This window comes from Rhodoferax sp. U2-2l (assembly GCF_020594515.1).
Taxonomy (GTDB): Bacteria; Pseudomonadota; Gammaproteobacteria; order Burkholderiales; family Burkholderiaceae_C; genus Rhodoferax.
The window spans coordinates 284,340-306,111 of the sequence record NZ_JAJCTH010000003.1 but is presented as its reverse complement, the minus strand read 5'-3'; the positions used below and the strand labels follow the sequence as shown (position 1 = coordinate 306,111).

18 protein-coding genes and 1 tRNA gene are annotated in these 21,772 nt (G+C 62.6%); 13 read left to right on the top strand and 6 right to left on the bottom strand.

Going from position 1 to position 21,772, the window contains the following annotated elements; all coding sequences use genetic code 11:
* The first annotated feature begins 80 nt into the window (after positions 1 to 80).
* From LHU53_RS04535 to LHU53_RS04485, 11 genes are all read left to right on the top strand, one after another.
* The gene (locus LHU53_RS04535; protein WP_227330896.1) at positions 81 to 701 is read left to right on the top strand and encodes a MarC family protein; all 621 of its coding nucleotides are present in this window, start codon (positions 81 to 83) and stop codon (positions 699 to 701) included.
* 201 nt (positions 702 to 902) lie between these two features.
* Positions 903 to 1,904: an FAD:protein FMN transferase gene (locus LHU53_RS04530; protein WP_227330895.1), complete on the top strand. Its 1,002-nt coding sequence runs from the start codon at positions 903 to 905 to the stop codon at positions 1,902 to 1,904.
* A gap of 41 nt (positions 1,905 to 1,945) precedes the next feature.
* Positions 1,946 to 2,824, top strand: coding sequence for a (Fe-S)-binding protein (locus tag LHU53_RS04525; protein WP_227330894.1), 879 nt, complete (start codon positions 1,946 to 1,948; stop codon positions 2,822 to 2,824).
* A gap of 57 nt (positions 2,825 to 2,881) precedes the next feature.
* Positions 2,882 to 7,861, top strand: a complete 4,980-nt coding sequence (locus LHU53_RS04520) for a 2-oxoacid:acceptor oxidoreductase family protein (RefSeq protein WP_227330893.1) — start codon at positions 2,882 to 2,884, stop codon at positions 7,859 to 7,861.
* 22 nt (positions 7,862 to 7,883) lie between these two features.
* Positions 7,884 to 9,245 carry an electron transport complex subunit RsxC gene (gene rsxC, locus LHU53_RS04515; RefSeq protein WP_227330892.1) on the top strand — a complete coding sequence of 454 codons (1,362 nt, stop codon included), beginning with the start codon at positions 7,884 to 7,886 and terminating at the stop codon, positions 9,243 to 9,245.
* A complete protein-coding gene (locus LHU53_RS04510) occupies positions 9,242 to 10,390 on the top strand; it encodes an RnfABCDGE type electron transport complex subunit D (protein WP_227330891.1) in 1,149 nt (382 codons plus the stop codon). Before rsxC ends, LHU53_RS04510 begins: the two co-directional genes overlap by 4 nt.
* Positions 10,387 to 11,079: an RnfABCDGE type electron transport complex subunit G gene (locus LHU53_RS04505; protein ID WP_227330890.1), complete on the top strand. Its 693-nt coding sequence runs from the start codon at positions 10,387 to 10,389 to the stop codon at positions 11,077 to 11,079. The genes LHU53_RS04510 and LHU53_RS04505 overlap by 4 nt, the downstream gene beginning before the upstream one ends.
* Positions 11,076 to 11,750, top strand: a complete 675-nt coding sequence (gene rsxE / locus LHU53_RS04500) for an electron transport complex subunit RsxE (RefSeq protein ID WP_227330889.1) — start codon at positions 11,076 to 11,078, stop codon at positions 11,748 to 11,750. The genes LHU53_RS04505 and rsxE overlap by 4 nt, the downstream gene beginning before the upstream one ends.
* A gap of 5 nt (positions 11,751 to 11,755) precedes the next feature.
* Positions 11,756 to 12,334, top strand: coding sequence for an electron transport complex protein RnfA (locus LHU53_RS04495; protein ID WP_227330888.1), 579 nt, complete (start codon positions 11,756 to 11,758; stop codon positions 12,332 to 12,334).
* A gap of 1 nt (position 12,335) precedes the next feature.
* Positions 12,336 to 12,575 (top strand): hypothetical protein, encoded by a 240-nt coding sequence (locus LHU53_RS04490; protein WP_227330887.1) that lies wholly within the window; start codon positions 12,336 to 12,338, stop codon positions 12,573 to 12,575.
* 26 nt (positions 12,576 to 12,601) lie between these two features.
* On the top strand, positions 12,602 to 13,462 hold the full coding sequence (locus LHU53_RS04485; RefSeq protein WP_227330886.1) for an FAD-binding oxidoreductase: 861 nt from the start codon (positions 12,602 to 12,604) through the stop codon (positions 13,460 to 13,462).
* Positions 13,463 to 13,524: 62 nt separating this feature from the next.
* On the opposite strand, the gene LHU53_RS04480 is transcribed toward LHU53_RS04485, so the two are convergent.
* Positions 13,525 to 13,614, bottom strand: a tRNA-Ser gene (locus LHU53_RS04480).
* A 116-nt stretch (positions 13,615 to 13,730) separates the two neighbouring features.
* Between LHU53_RS04480 and LHU53_RS04475 the strand changes: the two genes are divergently transcribed.
* Positions 13,731 to 14,114 carry a PilZ domain-containing protein gene (locus LHU53_RS04475; protein ID WP_227330885.1) on the top strand — a complete coding sequence of 128 codons (384 nt, stop codon included), beginning with the start codon at positions 13,731 to 13,733 and terminating at the stop codon, positions 14,112 to 14,114.
* A 23-nt stretch (positions 14,115 to 14,137) separates the two neighbouring features.
* Here the strand turns inward: LHU53_RS04475 and LHU53_RS04470 are convergent, their stop codons facing one another.
* Genes LHU53_RS04470 through LHU53_RS04455 form a run of 4 tightly spaced genes read right to left on the bottom strand, consistent with a single transcriptional unit; the run spans position 14,138 to position 17,028 of the window.
* On the bottom strand, positions 14,138 to 15,361 hold the full coding sequence (locus LHU53_RS04470) for a hypothetical protein (RefSeq protein ID WP_227330884.1): 1,224 nt from the start codon (positions 15,359 to 15,361) through the stop codon (positions 14,138 to 14,140).
* Between the two features lie 39 nt (positions 15,362 to 15,400).
* Complete coding sequence (locus tag LHU53_RS04465) at positions 15,401 to 16,144, bottom strand: hypothetical protein (RefSeq protein WP_227330883.1); 744 nt, start codon at positions 16,142 to 16,144, stop codon at positions 15,401 to 15,403.
* 1 nt (position 16,145) lies between these two features.
* A complete protein-coding gene (locus LHU53_RS04460; RefSeq protein ID WP_227330882.1) occupies positions 16,146 to 16,721 on the bottom strand; it encodes a hypothetical protein in 576 nt (191 codons plus the stop codon).
* A 25-nt stretch (positions 16,722 to 16,746) separates the two neighbouring features.
* On the bottom strand, positions 16,747 to 17,028 hold the full coding sequence (locus LHU53_RS04455; protein ID WP_227330881.1) for a DnaJ domain-containing protein: 282 nt from the start codon (positions 17,026 to 17,028) through the stop codon (positions 16,747 to 16,749).
* 441 nt (positions 17,029 to 17,469) lie between these two features.
* Between LHU53_RS04455 and LHU53_RS04450 the strand changes: the two genes are divergently transcribed.
* Entirely contained in the window at positions 17,470 to 18,984 is a 1,515-nt protein-coding gene (locus LHU53_RS04450) for a diguanylate cyclase (RefSeq protein WP_227330880.1), read from the top strand.
* A 76-nt stretch (positions 18,985 to 19,060) separates the two neighbouring features.
* Here LHU53_RS04450 and adhE read toward each other — a convergent pair whose 3' ends face one another.
* Complete coding sequence (gene adhE, locus LHU53_RS04445) at positions 19,061 to 21,679, bottom strand: bifunctional acetaldehyde-CoA/alcohol dehydrogenase (RefSeq protein ID WP_227330879.1); 2,619 nt, start codon at positions 21,677 to 21,679, stop codon at positions 19,061 to 19,063.
* Positions 21,680 to 21,772: the final 93 nt, after the last annotated feature.

Here is a 21,772-nt window from a genome sequence, read left to right as displayed (position 1 = left end):
TCCTTGCCTGCGCCAACCCGGCGCACGTTTACCCAAAGAATCCAGCGTTCGCTGGCGCACCAGCGGCTACCATGCCCACCATGGATTTCAAACCGCTCGTCACCCTGCTGGCCATCGTCAACCCCTTGGCCATCGTGCCGTTTTTCATCCACTACACGGTGGACTTCACGCCGGAGCAGCGCCGACGCACCATCCTGATCGCGTCCTTCAGCACCTTTGTGGTGATTGCCACCTGCGCGCTGATGGGCCTGCATATTCTGGAATTTTTCGGCATCTCGCTGGCCAGCTTTCAGGTCGGTGGCGGCATGTTGCTGCTGACCTCGGCGCTGGCCATGCTCAACGCCCAACCGGCCGAAGCCAAGTCCAACGCGGAAGAAATGCATGACGCCGCCGCCCGCGCCAGCATTGCCGTGGTGCCGCTGACCATTCCACTGCTCACCGGCCCGGCCACCATGTCCACCGTGGTGATCTACGCCGACAAGGCCAAAACCGTGCTGCAGCTCACCACCCTGGTGGGCTACGGTGTGGTGGTGGCGTTGGCCACCGCGCTGTGTTTCTCGCTGGCCCAGCCGATCGCGCACAGCCTGGGCAAGACCGGCATCAATGTCATGACGCGGCTCATGGGCTTGATCCTGGCGGCGCTGGCGGTGGAAGTGATGTCAGACGGATTGGTGAAACTGTTTCCCATATTAGGAAACTAGGCCCGCGGCCGGCCGCCCGCAGCCAACGCCCCGAAAACTGTCACTCACCCGGATTTCGCGCCAGAACTTATATAAATCAAAGACTTAGAATGCGCCAGACAGGTGTAAGTTTATGTTTACACTTGTCCAAAAAACCCTGTATTGAATTTAAAATGTTCACAAATGTTCGCAACTGCGTACAAATGTTTACAGGGAATTTGAATGCACCGTCGCACCTTGCTTTCTGCCTCTCTGGGTCTGGCTTCTCTGGGAGGGCTGGCCTATTGGGGATCGCGCGCCAGCGCTTTGCCTGAACTGACGGCCCACACAGGCGGCGGGCGAGCGTTTGGTACCACGGTGGCCATCCGCGTGTTGCACGAGGACCCGCTCACCGCACAAGCGGCCATCGCAGAGGCTTTGCGTCACATCAGCCAGGTGGACGCCCTGATGAGCCTGCACCAGCCCCACAGCCAGGTCTACCAGCTCAACGCCACGGGACAGCTTGCCAACCCTGACCCCCATCTGCGCCAGGTGCTGGACTACGCCCGGCAACTCGCCAGCCAGACAGGCGGCGCGTTTGACGTGACCGTGCAACCGCTGTGGCTGGCGTTCAGCCAGGCTCAGGCCCAAGGGGCGTTACCCGCCCCCGCCGCCATCGCCCAGGCCAAAGCGCTGGTCAACTGGCAGGATGTGCGCGTGGACGCTGACCAGATTCGGCTGACCAAGCCCGGCATGGCCATCACCCTCAACGGGCTGGCGCAAGGTTACGCGGTGGACCTGGCCCTGGCGGCCTTGCGTGCCCATGGCATCACCCACGCCCTGCTGGATACCGGCGAATTTGGCGTCCTCGGCCACAAGGCGACCGACCAACCTTGGGTGCTGGGCATCAAAAACCCACGGCAAGCCGATACCCTGGCCGCCCGGGTGCCGCTGGATGGCCGCCAGCTCGCCACCTCCGGCGACTACGAAACGGTATTCAGCCCGGACTTCCGCCACCACCACATTTTTGACCCCGCCACGGGCGACTCGCCCACCACCCTGGCCAGTGCCACGGTGCTGGCGCCCACCGGGCTGATGGCCGACGGCCTGTCCACCGCATTTTTGGTGATGGGGGTGGACAAGGCGCTGGCGCTCGCCGCCGCCTTGCCGCAGGTGGACGCCTTGCTGGTGGGCAAAGACGGCAGCCGCCGCAAAACCGCTTATTTCCCTGAACTGACAGCCTGAGCCCCGCCGGGGCTGGCGTCGATCTTTGTGGAGTTCATCCGTTGGAACTAGTTGGAACCATTGGTAGTGCCGGCCTGTTCATGGCCGTGCTCGGCCTGCTGCTGGCGGGCGTGCTGGCCTTGGCCAACCGGCGCCTGTTTGTCTATGAAGACCCGCGCATCGAGGCGGTGGAAGAGCTGCTGCCCAAGTCCAACTGCGGTGCCTGTGGTCTGGCCGGTTGCCGCAACTTCGCCGAAAAAGTCATCGCCGGTGACGTGGTGCCCGCACAATGCACGGTGAACAATGCCTTGCAGGTCGGCGCCATCGCCAGTTTGCTCGGTGTGGATGCGGGCGATGTGGAACGCCGCGTGGCGCGCCTCGCCTGCGCGGGTGGCAAACATGTGGCCTACACCCGGGCGCGTTACGCCGGTTTGTCCACCTGCCGGGCCGCGGCGGTGGTGAGTGGCGGCGGCAAGGAGTGTGTCTGGGGCTGCCTGGGGCTGGGCGACTGCGCCACGGTGTGCAAGCAGGGCGCGATCCATCTGGACCGGCATGGCTTGCCGGTGGTAGACCCCGACCTGTGCACCGCCTGCAACGATTGCGTCGAGGTCTGCCCCAAAGGCCTGTTTTCGCTGCAACCCACCCAGCGCAAACTGTGGGTGGCCTGCCGCAACCGCGCCGATGGCGACGCCGCCGAAGCGGCCTGCGAAGTCGCTTGCACCGCCTGCGGCAAATGTGTGGCCGATGCGCCAGCGGGCCTGCTGACCCTCAAAAACAACCTGGTCGAGATCGACTACGACTGGCACGACCAGGCCAGCCGCCACCTCACCGACCGCTGCCCCACCGGCGCCATCGTCTGGTTTGACGACCTGGCGCAAGGCGCACGCGGGCATTCGGCCAAAAAGATCCTGCGCAACGACCCGTTGCCGCTCAAGCATTAACGCGGTGCGCCTGTCGCGACCCGCCCAACGATTTAATTTTTCTCCGGGAACACCATCATGCTCAAAAAAATGCTCAACTATCTGACGGGTGACACCAGCGCGGCCGCGACCGACCTCAGCCAGGTCAAATTCCCCGGCATCCGCGACGCGGTGGACGGCAACACGGCGGTGATCCACGTGGAGCGTGAGGCCTCTGACGCAGCCGGGGCCTACCCGATCACCCCGTCCACCCAAATGGGTGAATACTGGGCCGAGGAAGTGTCTGCCGGGCACCTGAATATCTCGGACCGGCCACTGATCTTTGTTGAACCCGAGTCCGAACACGCTGCGGCAGGCGTCACCGCCGGTATGTCGATGACCGGGCTGCGCGCCACCAACTTCAGTTCAGGCCAGGGCATTGCCTTCATGCACGAGTCGCTCTACGCCACGGTGGGCAAACGCCTGCCCTACGTGCTGAACATGGGTTGCCGCGCCATCACCAAGGCCAGCCTGAACGTGCACGCCGGCCATGACGACTACCACTGCATTGACGACACCGGTTTCATCCAGGTGATGGCCAAAAACGCCACCGAAGCGGCCGACCTGAACCTGATCTCGCGCAAGGTGGCCGAGCTGTCGCTGACACCGGCCATCGTCGGCCAGGACGGTTTTCTGACCACCCACCTGATCGAATCCGCCCGCCTGCCCGAGCGCGAGCTGGTGGCTGAATTCCTCGGCAAGCCCGACGACCTGATCGACACGCCCACCCCGGCGCAAGCCATGCTCTACGGCCCCAAACGCCGCCGGGTGCCCGCCATCTGGGACGTGGATGCGCCGATGCTCTCAGGCTCGGTGCAGAACCAGGACGCCTACATGCAGTCGGTGGCGGGCCAGCGCCCGTATTTCTTCGACCACATTGCCGCCATGACCGACGCCAGCATGGCCGAGTACGCCACCCTGACCGGGCGCAGTTACCAACGGGTCAGCAGCTGGCAATGTGACGACGCCGACTACCTGATCCTCGGCATGGGCAGCATGATCGTGCAGGCCGAGGCCGTGGCCGACTACCTGCGCACGACCCGCAAACTCAAGGTGGGCGTGGTCAACCTGACCATGTTCCGCCCGTTCCCCGGCGACCTGCTGGGCCATGTGTTGCGTGGCAAAAAGGGCGTGGCGGTGCTGGAACGCACCGACCAGCCGCTGGCCGAAGACCTGCCGCTGATGCGCGAAGTGCGCGCCACCCTCTCCAAATGTCTGGAGAACGGCCAGGCCGCAGCGGACCGTGGCGCCAACATCAACGCCGAGCTGCCCAACCCGGGTTATGCCTGCATCCCCGCTGCCGAGATGCCACGGCTGTACTCGGGCTGCTACGGCCTGGGTTCGCGCGACCTGCAACCCGAAGGCCTGATTGGCGCGTTCGAGAACATGCTGCCCAACGGCCAGCGCCGCTCGTTCTTTTACCTGTCGGTCGATTTCGCCCGCGACCCGATCAACCCCAAGGACGAGTTGCACCAGGAAGCCTTGCACGCCGCTTACCCACGCATCCGCGAACTGGCCGTGCATGGCAGCGAAAACCCGAACCTGATGCCGCCTGGAGCGATCACCGTGCGCATGCACTCGATTGGCGGCTGGGGTGCCATCACCACCGGCAAAAACCTGGCGATGACCCTGTTTGACCTGCTGGGTTACGAGATCAAGGCCAACCCCAAGTACGGCTCGGAAAAGAAGGGCCAGCCCACCACCTATTACCTGTCCGCCGCACCGGAGCTGATCCGCGTCAACAGCGAATACGTGCATCTGGACGTGGTGCTGTCGCCCGACCCGGCCGTGTTCGGCCACTCGAACCCGCTCACCGGCCTGAAAAAAGGCGGCGTCTTCATCATCCAGAGCAATCTGGGTGATGCCACCTGGGGCGCCTTTCCGGCGTGGGCACAAAAGCAGATCGTCGAGCAGCAAATCCGCGTGTTTTACCTGGACGCGTTCCAGATCGCCCGCGAGGAAGCTGGCAGCGCCGAACTGATGCTGCGCATGCAGGGCAACGCCTTCCAGGGCGCGTTTTTTGCCGCCTCCCCGGTGCGGGAGAACGCGGGCTTGAGCGAAGAAACCCTGTTCCGCGCGATTGAAAAACAGCTCGAAGCCAAGTTCGGCGGCAAAGGCGGCCGGGTGGTGCAAAACAACCTGACCGTGGTCAAACGCGGCTACGTGGAAACCCGCGAGATCACCGACAAACCGCTGGGCAACCACCATCTGTCGGTGAGCAAGGTGGGCGCTGGATTGCCCACGATGTTGCTGCGCACCCCGGTGGCTGATGCCAAACACCTGCCACCGGTGGCGGACATGCACCGTTTCTGGGAGCAAACCGGCCATTTTTATGCCACCGGCAAGGGCAACGACAACCTGGTGGACCCGTTCATCGGTGCCTCGCTGGTACCGGCAGCCACCGGCATTTACCGCGACATGACCGGCATCCGTTTTGAACACCCGGTCTGGCAAGCTGAGAACTGCACCGCCTGCGGCGCCTGCTACACCGTCTGTCCCGACAGCGCCATGCCGGGTCTGGTCAACAGTCTGCCGGAGGTCTTCACCACCGCGTTAAACCGGATAGAGACCAGCGGCACCCCAACCCGCTTCCTGCGCCGCGCGGTGCGTGTGGCTGAGAAAAAACTGCGCGCCCTGATCACCGGGGACGGCGTGGCCGTGCGCCCGTTGATCGACCAGGCGATTGACGCCACCATTGCCGATGCACCCGAAGAAGAGCGCGTCAAGCTTGGCGCCGAATTTGAACTGCTCAAAGCCCAGCTGGGCAACTTCCAGTTCGCCACCACCAAACCCTACTGGACACAAAAGGAAAAGAAAGCCCCCGGCAGCGGCGGCCTGTTCTCGATCACCGTCAACCCGCTCACCTGCAAATCCTGCGCCCTGTGTGTCACCGTGTGTGAGGACAAGGCCTTGAAGATGGTGACGCAGACAGAAAGCTCGGTGCAAACGCTGCGCCAGGACTGGGACTTCTGGCTGGACCTGCCCACCACCTCCAAGGACTACAGCCGGATCGACAGCCTGGACGAGAAAATCGGCGCGCTCGACACCCTGCTGCTCGACAAAACCACCTACAACTCGATGAACTGCGGCGACGGCGCCTGCCTGGGCTGCGGCGAAAAAACCGCCATCCACCTGTTCACCGCCGCGGCTGCCGCGCTGATGCAACCCCGCGTGCGCGACTACGTGGCGCGGCTGGACCAGCTCATCACCGACCTGGAACAACACATGCGCAACCGGCTGGCCAACGCCATCGACCTGTCGGACGCCAGTGCGGTGGTGTCTGCCGTCAACGCCAGCAGCTCAGACCTGACGCTGTCCACGCTGGCGGCCAGCCTGTCTGCCAACAAACCGTCGCAGCCGCTCGACCCGGCCTGGATCAAACGCACCGCCCAGCTGCTGGACAAGCTCAAAGACCTGCGCTGGCGTTATGTGGAAGGCCCGAGCAAACGCGGCCGCGCCGACATGGGCATGGTCAATTCGACGGGATGCACCTCGGTCTGGGGCTCCACCTACCCCTACCACCCGTACCCGTTCCCATGGACCTCGCACCTGTTCCAGGACTCGCCCTCGGTGGCGATGGGCCTGTTCGAGGGCCACATGGCCAAGATGGCCGAGGGCTTTAAGGCGGTGCGCATGGCCGAGCTGGAGCTCAAAGGCGAGTACATCGACGAGCGCGATGCCGACTTCTTCAAACGTTTTGACTGGCCCCAGTTCAGCGACGACGAGTGGCATTTGTGCCCGCCGGTGGTCAGCCTGGGCGGTGACGGCGCCATGTACGACATCGGTTTCCAGAACCTGTCACGCGCCATGATGTCGGGCAAACCGATCAAGGTGCTGGTGGTGGACACCCAGGTGTATTCCAACACCGGCGGCCAAGCCTGCACCTCGGGCTTCATCAGCCAGGTGTCGGACATGGCACCCTACGGCAAGGCCATGCACGGCAAGACCGAGATCCGCAAGGAGATGAGTGTGATTGCCATGGCGCACCGCACCTCGTTTGTGCTGCAAAGCACCATCGCGCATGTGACCCATTTGCTGGAGGGCTACATCGAGGGCCTCAACTCGCGCCGCCCGGCCCTGTTCAACATCTACGCGGTGTGCCCGCCCGAGCATGGCGTGGGGGACGACAAGAGCGTGGACCAGAGCAAGCTGGCGGTGGAAAGCCGCGCCTACCCGCTGTTCCGCTTCGACCCCGATGCCGGCACCACGTTCTCGGAGTGTGTCAGCCTGGAAGGCAACCCGTCGATGGAGACCGACTGGCCGGTCTATTCCCTGCCCTACCTGGACGAAGCGGGCGAAGAGCTGCGCATGGAATTGCCGGTGACCTTTGCCGACTTTGCCGCCACCGAGGGTCGGTTCAGCAAGCAGTTCCGCAAGGCCCCGCCTGAAACCTGGAACGACGCCATGCTGCCACTGGCCGAGTTGCTGACCCTGCCGCAAGACGAGCGCGAAGGCCGCTACCCCTACATCTGGGCGACGGACACCAAGAACCGTCTGATGCGCCTGCTGGTTTCCAAAGAGCTGGTGCTGGCCTGCGAGGAGCGCCAGAATTTCTGGAAGCAGCTCAAGGATGTGGCCAAACGGCCGGAAGACCACACCGCGGTCAACGACGAAGCCGTGGCCACGCGGGTGCGCACCGAGTTGTTGCAGCGCATTTCCGCCAGCCTGGGCCTGTCGGGCAGCAACATTCCACCTGCCGCACCCACCGTGCCAGCCGCAGCGCAGCCGGTCGCCCCTGAGACCGTGGCGGTGGCCGTTCCCAGCGGCGGTTACGAAGCCTGCTGGGTCGACACCCCGGAATGCACCGCCTGCGACGAGTGCACCACGCTGGCACCCAAGGTGTTTGCCTACAACGACCAGAAACAGGTGGTGGTGACCAATGCCAAAGGGGCCAAGTACAAGGACCTGGTCAAGGCGGCCGAGAAATGCACCGCCGGTTGCCTGCACCCGGGCACCCCGTGGGATGCGTCCGAGCCGGGGCTGGACAAGCTGCTGGCCCGTGCCGCCAAGTACAACTGATGGCCGACGCAAGACTTCCTCTATGAAGTTTCTGAACTTCCTGCGCGGCGAGACCTTTGCGCGCGGCATCCACCCGCCGCAAAACAAGCACACCGCGCGCACGCCGATTCGGCGGCTGCCGTATGCCGAGCACCTGATCGTGCCGCTGTCACAACACATCGGCAAAGCCCCGCAGCCCATCGTGCGCGTGGGGCAGGAGGTGGTGCGTGGTGAACCGATTGCCAAAACCAGTGACTGGCTGTCGGTACCGCACCATGCCCCGGCCACGGGTGTGGTGACGGCCATCGAGCTGCGCCCGACAGCCCGCGGGCCGTGGGCCGAATCGATCGTGATCCGCCCGCACGCAGGGGCCACGCAAGAGGATTTGTGGGGTGTGCCGCGTGACCTGTCCGGCCTGGACGCGTCTGAAATTTTGCAGGCGGTGTGGGACACCGGCATGGTGGGTCTGGGTGGCGCGGCCTTTCCCACCCACGCCAAGCTGATGGTGCCCAAGCAGGCCAAGGTCCACACGCTGGTCGTCAACGGCTGCGAATGTGAACCCTACCTGACCTGCGACCACCGCGTGATGCTGGAAAAAGCGCCCGAGCTGGTGCTGGGCATGCAACTGGCCATGCGCGCCACCGGGGCCGTGCGCGGCATCGTCGGTGTGGAAGACAACAAGCCCGACGCTGTGGCTGCCATCCAGGCGGCGATAAACGCCACCCAAGCGGACAACCTGTTTGTGGAAGCCGTGCCCACCAAGTACCCGCAAGGCTCCGAGAAGATGTTGCTGATGGCGCTGTTTGGCGTGGAGATTCCGTCCGGCGCGCTGCCGGTGTCGCTGGGCATGGTCATGAACAACGTGGGCACGCTGGCGGCCCTGGGCCAACTGTTGCCCGCCGGGCAGGGCCTGACCGAGCGCGTGGTGACCATTGCCGGCCCAGGTGTCAGCCGCCCAGGCGACTACCGTGTGCCGCTGGGCACACCGATCTCGTTTGTGCTGGAGTGGGCGGGGGTCAACAAAAACGCGGCCAACGCCTGCCAGCTGGTGCTGGGCGGACCGATGATGGGCCAATCGGTGGCCTCGCTGGACACGCCGGTGACCAAAGGCGTGTCCGGCATTCTGGTGTTCCAGCCGGAAGACATGGCCGACCGCGATGGCCGCGCCACCTACCCCTGCATCAAATGCGGCGAGTGTGTCGAGTCGTGCCCGATGGGGCTGAACCCGTCCACGCTGGGCATGCTGGCCGCCAAACGCGAGTACGAGCTGATGGGCCAGCGTTACCACCTGGGGGACTGTTTTGAATGTGGCTGCTGCACCTATGTCTGCCCGTCCAACATCCCGCTGGTCCAGCAATTTCGCATCGCCAAGCAGGTGTTGCGTGAAAAGGCGAGTGCCGCATGAGCGCGACCATTGAAATCCGCAGCGCGCCGCACATCAAGGCACCACGCAGTGTCGAGCAGATCATGCGCAACGTGGTGGGTGCGCTGCTGCCGGTGTGCCTGTTTTACGTTTACCAGTACGGCATTTCGGCGCTGGCGTCCATCGTGGTGATCACCGGCACCTGCTTGTTGACCGAGCGGTTTTTTGTGAAGACCGGCACCCAATCGGGCTCGCTGGCCGATTGGTCGGCCACCATCACAGGCCTCTTGCTGGCGCTCACCCTGCCACCGGGTTACCCCTTGTGGATGGGCGTGGTGGCGGGTTTTGTGGCCATGGCGCTGGGCAAGGCGGTGTTTGGCGGCATTGGGTTCAACGTGTTCAATCCGGCGCTGGTCGGGCGGGCGTTTGTGCAGGCGGCTTTTCCGTCAGCCATTGCCACCTACACGCCCTCTTTTTTGCCCGGGCGTTTCACCGAGTTCATTCCCAGCACGCTGGCCTGGCCGTTCATGCTGCCACCCGACACCGTGGCCTGGGTGAGCAGCCAAACCGTGGACGGCTTGAGTGGCGCCACGCCGCTGGCCAAGTGGAAGTTTGAAGGGGAGCTGACCCCGGCGGGAGATTTGTTGACCTCGCTGGCCGGCCACATGGCCGTGGGGCCGTCGCCGCTGCTGATCCTGTTGTGCGGGATGTACCTGGCGCTGCGTCGCTTCATGGACTGGCGCATTCCGGTGGCCATCATCGGCAGCGCCGGGCTAACCGCGTGGATTTTGTTTGCCATTGCGCCGCAGCACTACCCGGACCCGTTTTTCATGCTGTTCTCGGGCGGGCTGATTCTGGGCGCGGTGTTCATGGCGACCGACATGGCCACCTCACCGGTCACGCCACGCGGCATGTGGGTGTATGGCGCGGTCATCGGGCTGCTCACAGTGGTGATCCGCTATTACAGCGGCCTGCCGGAAGGCGTGATGTACGCCATTTTGCTGGGCAATGCCGCCGCGCCGCTGATTGAGCGCATCACCCAGCCCACACCGTTTGGCAAGTCGGGCCTGCTGCGGCCCAAGCGCAGCGCCAGTTACCCGCTGCACCCCGAGTACATCTCGCGTGAAGAGGCCAATGCGGTGACGCCCAAGAAGCAATTCCTCAAGAACAAGCCCAAAAAATCATGAGCACACCTGCCCTGCCCCTTGCGGCACCGCCAACGCCCACCCGTGCCATGCTGCTGGCGCTGGGCCTGGTGGCGGCCATCTGCGGGCTGATCATCGTGGTGGCCTATGAAGGCAGCCTGAGCTCGGTCCAGGAGAACCGCCGGGTGGCCATGGAGCGCGCCATCCACAAGGTGTTGCCGGGTGCCGCCAAAACGGTGGCCTATGTGGCCCGGCCCAACGGCGGTATCCGACCGTTGACAGGTGCTGACACCGCCGCTGACGGTGTGCCTTTTCACGCGGCGTTTGACGCATCAGGCCAGTTGATGGGCATTGCCGCCGAAGGCTCGGCCAAGGGTTACGCCGGCAATGTGCGCATCATGTTTGGCTACTCGCCGCCCTGCCACTGCGTGGTGGGCTTCAGCGTGGTGTCGATGCAAGAGACACCTGGCATTGGCGACAAGATCCTAAAAGACGCCAACTTTCTGGCCAATTTCAAGGCGCTGGATGTGCGGCTGGCGGCTGACATGAAAGCCCTGGCCAACGAGGTCAAAACCGTCAAGCACGGCAGCAAAACCCAGGCCTGGCAGGTGGATGCCATCTCAGGCGCCACCGTCACCTCGCGGGCGGTGGGCCGCGCCATCAACGACGCGGCGCAAGCGCTGCTGCCCGTGCTGGTGCCCCAACTCGACAAGATCGGATCGTCAAAATGAGTGAGCAACCCAAGACCAAGCCTGCTGTGGACGCCACCGGCGGCGTCAGCTGGGACGATTTCACGGAAGGCATCTGGCGCCAGAACCCGGTGTTTGTGATGATGCTGGGCATGTGCCCCACCCTGGCGGTCACGGTGTCTGCCATCAATGCGCTGTCAATGGGCGTGGCCACGCTGCTGGTGCTGGTCTGCTCGGCGCTGCTGGTGTCGCTGTTGCGCAAGGTGATTCCCAAAGAGGTACGCATCGCCACCTACATCGTCATCATTGCCACGTTTGTCACGGTGGTGGACTACGCCATTCAGTCCATCAGCCTGGCGCTGTACGAAGCACTTGGGGCGTTTATCCAGCTGATCGTGGTGAATTGCATCATTCTGGGCCGGGCCGAAGCCCATGCCTCCAAAAACCCGCCGCTGCGCGCCATGGTCAACGCGGCGGGCATGGGGTTGGGGTTCATGATCGGGCTGCTGGCACTGGGCACAGTGCGTGAGATTCTGGGTGCCGGCAGCCTGTTTGGCATCAGCCTGTTCGGGGCGGACTTCCAGCCCTGGGTGGTGATGGTGCTGCCACCGGGTGGCTTCTTTGTGCTGGGCTCCTGGTTGTTGCTGTTTGCCTGGTGGGAAAAGCGCAAATCCAAAACCTTGTTGGTCAAAACAGCTGCCGCAAAGGCTTGAGCATCATGCAGGAATCGGCATATCAAATTTTTATCAGCGTGATCCTGGCCAACAACTTTGTGCTGGCCATGTTTCTGGGTTTGTGCCCGTTTTTGGGCGTATCGGGCAAGCTGGAAACAGCGTTCCCCATGGGCGTGGCCACCACCTTCGTGATGGTGGTGGCTTCGCTGTGCGCTTTTGGGCTCAACTGGCTTCTGGGCCTGTTGCACCTGGAGTTTTTGCGGCTGATCTCCTACATCGTGATCATCGCGTCAGCGGTGCAACTGGTGGAGATGGTGCTCAAAAAACACAGCCCGGCGCTGTTTCGGGCCCTGGGCATTTACCTGCCACTGATCACCACCAATTGCGCGGTGTTGGGCGTGGCGCTGTTCCAGACCGCGCGTGACTACAGTTTTGTCCAGTCGATGGCGTTTGCATTGGGCGGCGGCATCGGCTTCACGCTGGCGCTGGTGCTGATGGCCGGCCTGCGCGAACGCATGCAACTGGTGGAGGTGCCAGACATCGCGCGCGGTTCGGCCCTGGCCTTGATGCTGGCCGGGCTGCTGTCACTCTCGTTCATGGGTTTTGCCGGGCTGGGGAACTAAAGTGCTGGCCAACTATTTGAGCGCGCTGGCCACCCTGGGGGTGCTGCTGGGCGTCTGGATCACGGTCCAGACCCTGGCGCGCCGTGTGGCAGCGCGCCACCCCGAGGCGGGCCCGTTCCGGGAAGCGGGCGCGGGCTGTGGCGGCGGCTGCGGCGGCTGTGCCAAAACCTGCAGCAGTCCCCCCGGCCCAACCACCCCACAGCGGCCCATCCCGGTTGCCAACCGTTCCAAAGAAACCTGACCAACCACCCACAAGGAACCCACACCATGCCAAGCACCGACACCCCCACCGCAGATGATCAACGGCTCCTGACGGCCAGACTCATCGGCAGCAGCCGGATCACGCCGCCCGACTCCCCCGAAGATGTGCGGCACATGATCTTTTCAACCGACGATGCCGGCTTTGACGCCCGGATCGGCCAATGCATCCAGATCATGGCCCCCGGCCAATTTGGCAACCAGCACCACACCCGCCTGTATTCGCTGGCGCACATCGACCACGTCGACGCGCAACACACCGAGTTCTCGTTGCTGGTGCGCCGCTGCAGCTACCTCGATGACTTCAGTGGCGAGCGTTATGCCGGTGTCGCCTCCAACTACCTGTGTGATCTGCCGCTGGGCAGCGTGGTGCGTTTTTCGGGCCCCTCAGGCCACCCGTTTTCGATCCCGGCCAACCGCCAGTCGCCCCTGCTGATGGTGGGCATGGGCACCGGCATTGCCCCCTTTCGCGGGCTGGTGAACCGCATTTACGACACGTTGGGCGGCTGGGACGGCAAGGTGCGGCTGTTTTACGGTGCCCGCAGCGGCCTGGAAATGCTCTACATGAACGACCAGAACCAGGATCTGGCGAACTATTTTGATCAGTCCACCTTCAAGGCTTTTCAGGCGGTGAGCCCGCGGCCGCATTTTGACGAACCACCAGCGGTGGAACTGGCGATTGAAAAAAATGCCGCCGAGGTGCGGGAGATGCTGCAAGAGGCCAGCACCCAGGTCTATATCGCCGGCCCGCACGCCATGCTGGGCCGGGTGGAAGACAGCTTCGCCAACATCCTGGGCGGCACCGAGGCCTGGACCCACATTCGCCAGAACCTGCTGGCCAGCGGTCGCTGGCATGTGGTGTTGTACTGACACACCGCTTGCGTCAGGCAAGAAAAAAACCCCAAGTGAATCAATCACTTGGGGTTGTATGCTGGCGGAAGCTGTGAGATTCGAACTCACGGATGTCGTAAAACATCGCCGGTTTTCAAGACCGGTGCCTTAAACCGCTCGGCCAAGCTTCCACGGTTCAATTGTAGCTTGGAGTCCCGCTGCACCCAGCCTCATCCCATGCGATTTGGCGTGCTTTATGATTTGAGTTTGAGCCGCACCGGTTCACGCCACGTCCCAAGGAAACCTCATGAATGCCATCCCTGCCGAAGGTCACCGCCAGTTTTCGCGCGTCCCGTTCAGCGCTGCCGTCACACTGCACCTGCCTGGCAAAAATCTGGAAGTGACCCTGCTGGACATTGCCCTCAAAGGCGCACTGGTGCAGACCGATGTGCCTGAAGACATCCAGTTGCAAGCGCCTTGCCGTTTGCTGTTGCCGCTGTCGGGCGACGATGAGGTCATTGAAATGGCGGGCACCATCGCCCACTTGAAAGACTGCCACGTGGGCCTGCGTTGCGAGCACATCGACCTGGCCAGCCTGACGCTGCTGCGCCGTCTGCTGGAGCTCAACACCGGCGACGCTGATTTGATGGACCGCGAACTGTCGCAGCTTTTCTCAACCCGGCACGCCTGAGGCGCTGCCCAAAACTGGCCGGATCAGGCCACGTTGCATTCCCGCCGCAACAACGACAGCGCATCACTGAGCTTGCTGTCAAAGTCGCTGAGCAGGGTGGCTTGGGCTTCGGCCACAAAGTCCTGCCACAAGCGGGCGTAGTCGTCTTGGTGCTGCTCGGGTGCGTGGTCCCGGATGAAGGCCGCCGCCAGTTCGGGCTGAAAACCGCTTTTGCGCATCTTGCGGATCAGCGTCGCAGCTGACTTGTCGGTCAGCAGGGTTTTGGGGGCGCTGCCCGCCGCCACACACACCAACAGGGTCAGCAACGTGCCGTCGTCACCATGGCCCTGGGTGAGCTTGTCCCAGGCGGCCGAGCGCTCGCGGTCATGCTGGCCGACTTCACTCAACGCGTCTTCGATCCAGAAATAACGCCCCATGAAGGCCGGGGTCTGGTCAAACAGCTTGCGGATGCCCAGCCGCCCATCGAGCAGCCGGGGTAAATCTGCCAGCACACTTTGTTGCACTGACGTCACCACCTCGTGGTACTCGGGTGGCAGGTTCTTGGGCAACACCACACTTGACGCCACCGCAGCCGGGTCTTTGCGCCGCAGGGCCAGCACCATTTTTTCAAAGTCTGCCCAGTCCGGCAGCGCCTTGCGCCGGGTGGCCAGCGCCAGCAAGGCGGTGCGGATCACCGCTTCGGCGTCGGGCTCGTAGTCTTGCAGTTCGTCGGCAGGTAGGCCGAGCTGATCCGCCAGCCACAGCGCGGCGTCCACCACCTGGGCCACACGCTGGCGCACCGCCAATTCCGCTTGCACTTCGACAAACGGGGCCAAGGACCAGCGCGCCAGTTGCGGGATGTGGCGGTCTGAAAAACCACCGCGCTCGTTCATGCCGAAATGGGTGTTTTGCGGCATCACGATCAGCGCCTTGAGCATGTCCGACCCGGCTTTGGAGCGCGACAAAAAGGAGTGGTCGCGCAACAAGGTGGCCGCCACGTGCAGATCGCCCGCGCTGGCCGTCTGCAGGTGCAGGCTGACCAGATTAACGATGCGGTCACGCGCTTTCTCCAGCTCGGGGCGCAGATATTCGCTGCCGAAGTAGCGCGCAATCTGCACCATGCCTTTGGGTGCGTCAGCGGCAATCTCGTCGAGTTTGGCCTGATCGATCAGCCCGTGCTGCACGCCAAAAATCAGCGCCTTTTCGAAAAAAGGGCGGCTATCAAACAGCGAGACGGTGCCTGCGGCAGGGGCTGAGGTGGTGGTCATGCGGTGCAAAAGCAGGCCGGGCGGCCTGTCTTGTTCAAACTAAATGGCGGATTCTTCGTCCGACTCGCGGGCGGCTGGCGTGGCTTTGCCCAGATCGGTGTCGCGGGTTTCGACCTTGCCGTCGTCTTCTTCCAGGTCTTCGGCGTCCAGGCCCAGTTCAAACGCGCGGGCCTTGGCGCGTAACACCACCAGCATTTCGATGAACAGGTCAGGCAGTTCGTGGCGCAGCAGCCAGGCGGTTTGCATCCAGTCCTGGTCGGCGACCTCATCAAGCTCGATACGCGGGCGCGCCCAGGCGTTGGCGCGCAGGTCGTCCTCGTCGATCATCGCGCCGTCGTCTTCCACCGTGTCAAAGGTGCCAGTGCGGGCAAACGCCTCGATGCGGCTCCACTTCTCCTCAAAGTAGTCGGCCAGCGCCTCGCTGCCGCCTTCCAGGTCACCAATCGCGGTCAAAAACGCCAGCGAATCCGCGCCATCGCGGAAGATGACCGAGTTCATCATGCCGCGCAAATGCGCGCGGGTCAGGTCGCGGTACTGCTTCTCGATGACCACGGCGCGGGCAAATTGCTCGGGGGTCAGCATCAGGTTGATGATGGAGGCCTTGGAGTTGTCGTACTCGCGGATGATCGCCAGCACGTCTTTGGGAGGCAACTGCGTCAGCACTTCCATCAGGGCGCCGTCGCCCTGCGCGTCGGCCAATGCCACCAACGCATGCTCCGCGCCGACGATGTCGCCAGCGGCGATCAGGGACTGGGTTTTTTCGATCAGGGCCAAATGCTGCATATCACTCCTTGCGGTCAAAACCTTGGTCTTCCAGCCAGTCTGCGCTGGCCTCGTCGTGGTCCTGGTCGGTCTTGTGCGCATGATCGTCATCCGCATCAAAGTCGTGGCCATGATCCAGGTCACGCGAACTGCCCCGCGCACCGTGTTCACCGTGCTCGTCGGCATGCGCCACTTCATGGTGGTGCGGCGACGGGCGGTGGTACATATATTCCAGCGCAGCGGCCACCGTCATGAACCAGTCGCCCTGCGGTTGCTTGAGCAACACGGCGGCCATGTCTTTGGCCCAGGGCGTGAGTTGCACGGCGTCAGAGAGGCTGTCCCAATCCGGGAACTCGTCCGACTCCAGCGTCAGCAGCTGCTCCATGACGGCCGGCAGCTCAAAGTGGAAGCCACCATGAAAAGCTACCGCCACCATCTCGGGGGCGGACTCCATCATCTGGCTCAAAAAGGCGATCTGGCCGCGCTTTTCCAGCAGGCGTCGGCGCAGCACATCCTTGCCCTCGGAGTCCGAGGCGAGGTCGTCGATCTCGGCCTGGTAGGACGAGCGCAAGGCGCGAAAAAATGCAGACATGCTCATGGCGTTACTTTCGGTGGGGCCAGCCTCAAACCAGGCGGCCAAAATAGTCGAGCCAGATGCTGCGGGCAGTGTCCAGGGGGCTGTCGAGCAGGTTGCGCTGGCGATTGTCATCATAGGCTTTGCGCAAGCCCGGGTCAGACAACACCTCGTAAGCCTCTTGCACCGCCCGAAAACGCGCCGGTGCCTGCGGCGAGGCGTTGCGGTCCGGGTGGTGCACAGACGCCTGCTGGCGAAAGGCTTTCTTGATGTCAGCCAGTGTGGCCGAGCTGGGCAGGCCCAACGCGGCGTAATGGTCCTTATGCTGCATGCGGCGTGGTCATCAATGGGTTCGTGGGGTTGGCCCGATCAACAGCGGGGGCTTGGTGCAGCTGGCGGTGAACGAACTCAGGTCCAAACACCACCTAAACTGTTGATTGATAAGGTTTTCAGAAACCGGTTTTTCCGGCTGCGTCATCCCTTTGCGGGCAGTGGATTATGCACCACGCACTTGCCGGCCTGCAGGCTGTTTGGAAACCTCGGCGCGGCCCCCTTATGATGTGCCCAAACCAAGGCGCACCAGCGACTGCTGCAAAGTTTGTTCGACGATGGCTCGGACACCTCTTGCACATGGCACACACCCGAGGGTGCCATCTCACCGAGCAGCTGATGGCAAGCGCACACCACATCCGCGCACCTCTGGCCGAACGAAAAAAAGGGTTGATTTCAATTGGGGCTCAAGCGACGAATTTCTCTCTACCTGATCAGCATCTTGTCGGTTTTGGCACTGCTGACGCTGGTGGCCCTGCGCTGGGACAGCCATCAAAAAGCAATCCAGCTGGAAGAAGTGGAGGCGCGCGGCGATTTGCGGCGCCTGATCAGCACGTTTCAGGCGCGTGAGCTGGAACTCAGTGGCACCTTGAAGTCGTGGTCCAACTGGACGGGGCTGTTTGATTATTTTGCCAACCGCACGGACAAGTTCCGCGAAGCCGAGTTGAGCGTGCAGGCCATTGCCGTGGCGAGCGTCGATTTTCTGGCGCTGCTGGACTTGTCCGGCCAACTGCTGGATGTGACCGAGGTGCCCGGCCCCAACGGCGAAACACCCGCCACCGAGGTCATCCGGAAAGACGCACACCACTATCCCGCTTATGTGCGTTTGAGCGAAGCCGCCAGTGGCTGTGGCGCCATCCAGGCCCAGGCCCGGGTGGCACTGGTTTGCTTGAGCCCGATCCTGGACAGCGAAGGCGGGGGGCAGTCGCGCGGTTACATCTTGTTAGGCCGTTGGGTTGATGCGCAGATGGTCCGGCAGATTTCTGAAGTTGCCGACCTCCAGTTCAAGATCAGCACCGTGCCCACCCTGGCCATGGGCGCGCAACGCAGCGCTGCGGGCGAACAGCCGTTCAGCCCGGAGGCCGTGCAGATCCTGACCCACGACACCCATCTGGAATTGCACTACCCGCTGACCGGCCTGTCAGGTCAAACCATCGCTGAAATTCAGATGACCTGGCCGCGCCAACAAGCATTGGTTGCGAACCGGAGTTATGCCGCCACGCAGGCCCTGGTCATCGCCCTGATCGTGACTTGCGGGTTTTTGCTGGTCCTGCTGCTGGACCTGGTGGTGGTGAAACGCCTCAACCAGCTCCGGCGAGAGCTGGGGTTGATCGTTGACTCCAAGTGCTGGACCGGCGACGTCACCGTCAGCGGCCAAGACGAAATAGCCGCGCTGGCGGGCTACACGCGCGGTCTGGTGGCGGTGGTGCACGATCAGGTGCAAGAGTTGCAAAAGCTGTCGCAAACCGACACCCTGACCGCCCTGCCCAACCGGCGCGCATTCAATGAACGGCTGGATCACCTCCTGGCAGCGCACGCGCGCCAGCAGCTGCCGGCCGCCCTGATCCTGATGGATGTGGACCATTTCAAAAAATACAACGACACGTACGGTCATCCGGCGGGTGACGAGGCTCTCCAAAAAGTTGCCCATGGCCTGCGCACCACCTTGCGGCGCGAGCTCGACATGCCAGCACGCATGGGCGGCGAAGAATTTGGCGTGCTACTGCCAGGGGCCAACGCCGACCAGGCTCTCGCCACAGCCGAAGTCATCCGCACCACCCTGCAAGACATGGCCCTCACCCACCCAGCCAACCCCCCGCTCGGCGTGATCACCATGAGCCTGGGCGTGGCCGAAGTCACCGCCGCTGACACCGCCACAAGCCTCTACCGTCGCGCCGACGAAGCCCTGTACAAGGCGAAAAACACCGGGCGAAATCGGGTGGTGCTCGGCGACTGAGCGCCCGTCAAAGGCCCATCCACCCCGCCGTGTCCGGCGAGGCTTGGGCCATCAGGGCGCGTCGCTTGCGTCTTGCTTATTGGGCCTCAGACTCATATACCTCGTGATAGGCGTTGCCATAGTAGCTGTGGATCAGCAGTTCCTTGAGTTCGCTGATCAGCGGGAAGCGCGGGTTGGCGCCGGTGCACTGGTCGTCAAACGCGGCTTCTGCCAGGCTGTCCACCTTGGCCAGGAATTCGGCTTCGTTGACACCGGCGGCCTGGATCGAGGCAGGAATGCCCAGCACCTTCTTCAGGCCATCGACCCACTCCACCAGTTTCTCAACGTGGTCATGGTCGCTGGTGGCTTCCAGGCCAAGGTGTTTGGCGATCTGGGCATAACGCTCCACACCCTTGGGCCGGTCGTACTGGCTGAAGGCGGTTTGTTTGGTCGGGATGTCAGCGGCGTTGTAACGGATGACGTTCGAGATCAACAGCGCGTTGGCCAGGCCGTGGGCGAGATGGAACTCGGCACCCAGCTTGTGCGCCATCGAGTGGCACACACCCAGGAAGGCGTTGGCAAACGCAATACCGGCGATACACGACGCGTTGTGGACTTGTTCACGTGCTTTCGGATCGTTGGCACCGTTGATGAACGAGGCTGGCAGGTAGTCCTTGAGCAGCTTGAGGGCCTGCAAGGCTTGTGCATCAGAGTACTCGTTGGCCATCACCGACACATAAGCTTCCAGCGCATGGGTCACCGCGTCGATACCACCCACAGCGGTGAGTGACTTGGGCATGTTCATGACCAGGTTGGCATCCACGATGGCGATGTTGGGTGTGAGTTCGTAGTCGGCAATCGGGTACTTCACACCGGTCACTTCGTCGGTCACCACGGCAAACGGGGTCACTTCGGAGCCGGTGCCGGAGGTGGTTGGCACCGCGACCATCATGGCCTTGAGGCCCATCTTGGGGAACTTGTAGATGCGTTTGCGGATGTCCATGAAACGCAGCGCCAAGTCTTCAAACTGGACTTCCGGATGTTCGTACATCACCCACATGATCTTGGCCGCATCCATCGGTGAGCCACCACCCAGCGCCAGAATCACGTCGGGCTGGAAGGCGTTCGCCATCGACAGACCTTTGCGCACCACCGCCAGGGTCGGGTCAGCGGCCACTTCGTGGAAACATTCCACTTCCAGGCCTTGCTTCTTGAGAATGCGCGTGGTGTCGTCCACGTAGCCGTTTTCGAACAGGTACCGGTCCGTCACGATCAGGCAGCGCTTGCGGTCTGCCAGGTCTTCCAGGGCAATCGGCAGGCAGCCGCGACGGAAGTAGATGGATTTGGGGAGTTTGTGCCACAACATGTTCTCGGCCCTCTTGGCGACGGTTTTCTTGTTGATCAGGTGCTTGGGTCCGACGTTTTCGGAAATCGAGTTGCCACCCCAAGAGCCGCAGCCCAGGGTCAAGGACGGCGCGAGGTTGAAGTTGTAGAGGTCACCAATACCACCGTGTGAAGACGGTGTGTTGATGAGGATGCGGGCGGTCTTCATCTTGTCGCCAAAGTAGGCGATGCGGTCACCCTGCAAATCCTGGTCGGTGTAGAGCGAAGAGGTGTGGCCAATGCCACCCATGGCCACCAATGCCGCTGCTTTGCTGCAAGCATCAACAAAATCTGTGGCCTTGTACATGGCCAACATGGGTGAAAGTTTTTCGTGGGCAAAGGCTTCATTGGTTGACACATCGGTCACTTCACCGATCAACACCTTGGTGAAACCCGGCACAGAAATCCCGGCCATGGTTGCAATCACGATGGCCGATTGGCCCACGATCGCGCTGTTGAGTGAGCCATTTTTGAGGATGACCTTGCGCACAGCTTCGGCTTCTTCAGCGTTCAGGATGTAGCCGCCATGTTTGGCAAAACGTTCACGCACCGCCTGGTAGGCCTGTTCAACAATGATGACCGACTGCTCGGACGCACAGACCACGCCGTTGTCAAAGGTTTTGGACATCAGGATGGAGGCCACCGCACGTTTGATGTCAGCGGTCTCATCAATCACGGCCGGGGTGTTGCCCGCACCCACACCAATGGCGGGTTTGCCGGAGGAATAAGCAGCACGCACCATGGCCGGGCCGCCGGTGGCCAGGATCAGGTTGATGTCTGGATGGCGCATCAGCTCGTTGGACAAGTCCACGGTGGGTTCGTCGATCCAGCCAATGATGTCGGCCGGTGCACCAGCTGCCACAGCGGCCTCCAACACCAGACGAGCGGCTTCACAGGTGGACCTGCGTGCACGTGGGTGGGGCGAGAAGATGATGCCGTTGCGTGTCTTGAGCGCGATCAGCGCCTTGAAGATGGCGGTGGAGGTGGGGTTGGTGGTGGGGACGATGCCGCACAGGATGCCAATGGGTTCAGCAATCGTGATGGTGCCGAAGTTGTCGTCTTCAGACAAGATGCCGCAGGTCTTTTCGTCCTTGTACTTGTTGTAGATGTACTCTGACGAGAAGTGGTTTTTGATGACCTTGTCTTCCAGCACACCCATGCCGGTCTCGGTCACTGCGAGCTTGGCCAGCGGGATCCGCGCGTCGGTGGCAGCCAGCGCTGCGTTGCGGAAAATGGCATCCACTTTTTCCTGCGTGAAAGTCGCAAACAGTGCTTGCGCCTTCTTGACCCGCGCCACCAGTGCGTAGAGTTCTTCCTTGTTCGTCACAGCCATCTTGATTCTCCAAAACTGAAGTTAGACACTCGCTGCCACCCCACAACCCGTCGGGCAGCGCGAGGGTTTTCTCAAAAACGCGCAAGACATCTT

What these genes read in the sequence shown, in the direction of transcription:
- LHU53_RS04520 (WP_227330893.1), top strand. Translation starts at nt 2,882, where the DNA reads ATGCTCAAAAAAATGCTCAACTATCTGACGGGTGACACCAGCGCGGCC.
- rsxC (WP_227330892.1), top strand. Translation starts at nt 7,884, where the DNA reads ATGAAGTTTCTGAACTTCCTGCGCGGCGAGACCTTTGCGCGCGGCATC.
- adhE (WP_227330879.1), bottom strand. Translation starts at nt 21,679, where the DNA reads ATGGCTGTGACGAACAAGGAAGAACTCTACGCACTGGTGGCGCGGGTC.
- LHU53_RS04510 (WP_227330891.1), top strand. Translation starts at nt 9,242, where the DNA reads ATGAGCGCGACCATTGAAATCCGCAGCGCGCCGCACATCAAGGCACCA.
- LHU53_RS04455 (WP_227330881.1), bottom strand. Translation starts at nt 17,028, where the DNA reads ATGCAGCATAAGGACCATTACGCCGCGTTGGGCCTGCCCAGCTCGGCC.
- LHU53_RS04485 (WP_227330886.1), top strand. Translation starts at nt 12,602, where the DNA reads ATGCCAAGCACCGACACCCCCACCGCAGATGATCAACGGCTCCTGACG.
- LHU53_RS04530 (WP_227330895.1), top strand. Translation starts at nt 903, where the DNA reads ATGCACCGTCGCACCTTGCTTTCTGCCTCTCTGGGTCTGGCTTCTCTG.
- LHU53_RS04460 (WP_227330882.1), bottom strand. Translation starts at nt 16,721, where the DNA reads ATGAGCATGTCTGCATTTTTTCGCGCCTTGCGCTCGTCCTACCAGGCC.
- LHU53_RS04470 (WP_227330884.1), bottom strand. Translation starts at nt 15,361, where the DNA reads ATGACCACCACCTCAGCCCCTGCCGCAGGCACCGTCTCGCTGTTTGAT.
- LHU53_RS04495 (WP_227330888.1), top strand. Translation starts at nt 11,756, where the DNA reads ATGCAGGAATCGGCATATCAAATTTTTATCAGCGTGATCCTGGCCAAC.
- LHU53_RS04535 (WP_227330896.1), top strand. Translation starts at nt 81, where the DNA reads ATGGATTTCAAACCGCTCGTCACCCTGCTGGCCATCGTCAACCCCTTG.
- rsxE (WP_227330889.1), top strand. Translation starts at nt 11,076, where the DNA reads ATGAGTGAGCAACCCAAGACCAAGCCTGCTGTGGACGCCACCGGCGGC.
- LHU53_RS04475 (WP_227330885.1), top strand. Translation starts at nt 13,731, where the DNA reads ATGAATGCCATCCCTGCCGAAGGTCACCGCCAGTTTTCGCGCGTCCCG.
- LHU53_RS04505 (WP_227330890.1), top strand. Translation starts at nt 10,387, where the DNA reads ATGAGCACACCTGCCCTGCCCCTTGCGGCACCGCCAACGCCCACCCGT.
- LHU53_RS04465 (WP_227330883.1), bottom strand. Translation starts at nt 16,144, where the DNA reads ATGCAGCATTTGGCCCTGATCGAAAAAACCCAGTCCCTGATCGCCGCT.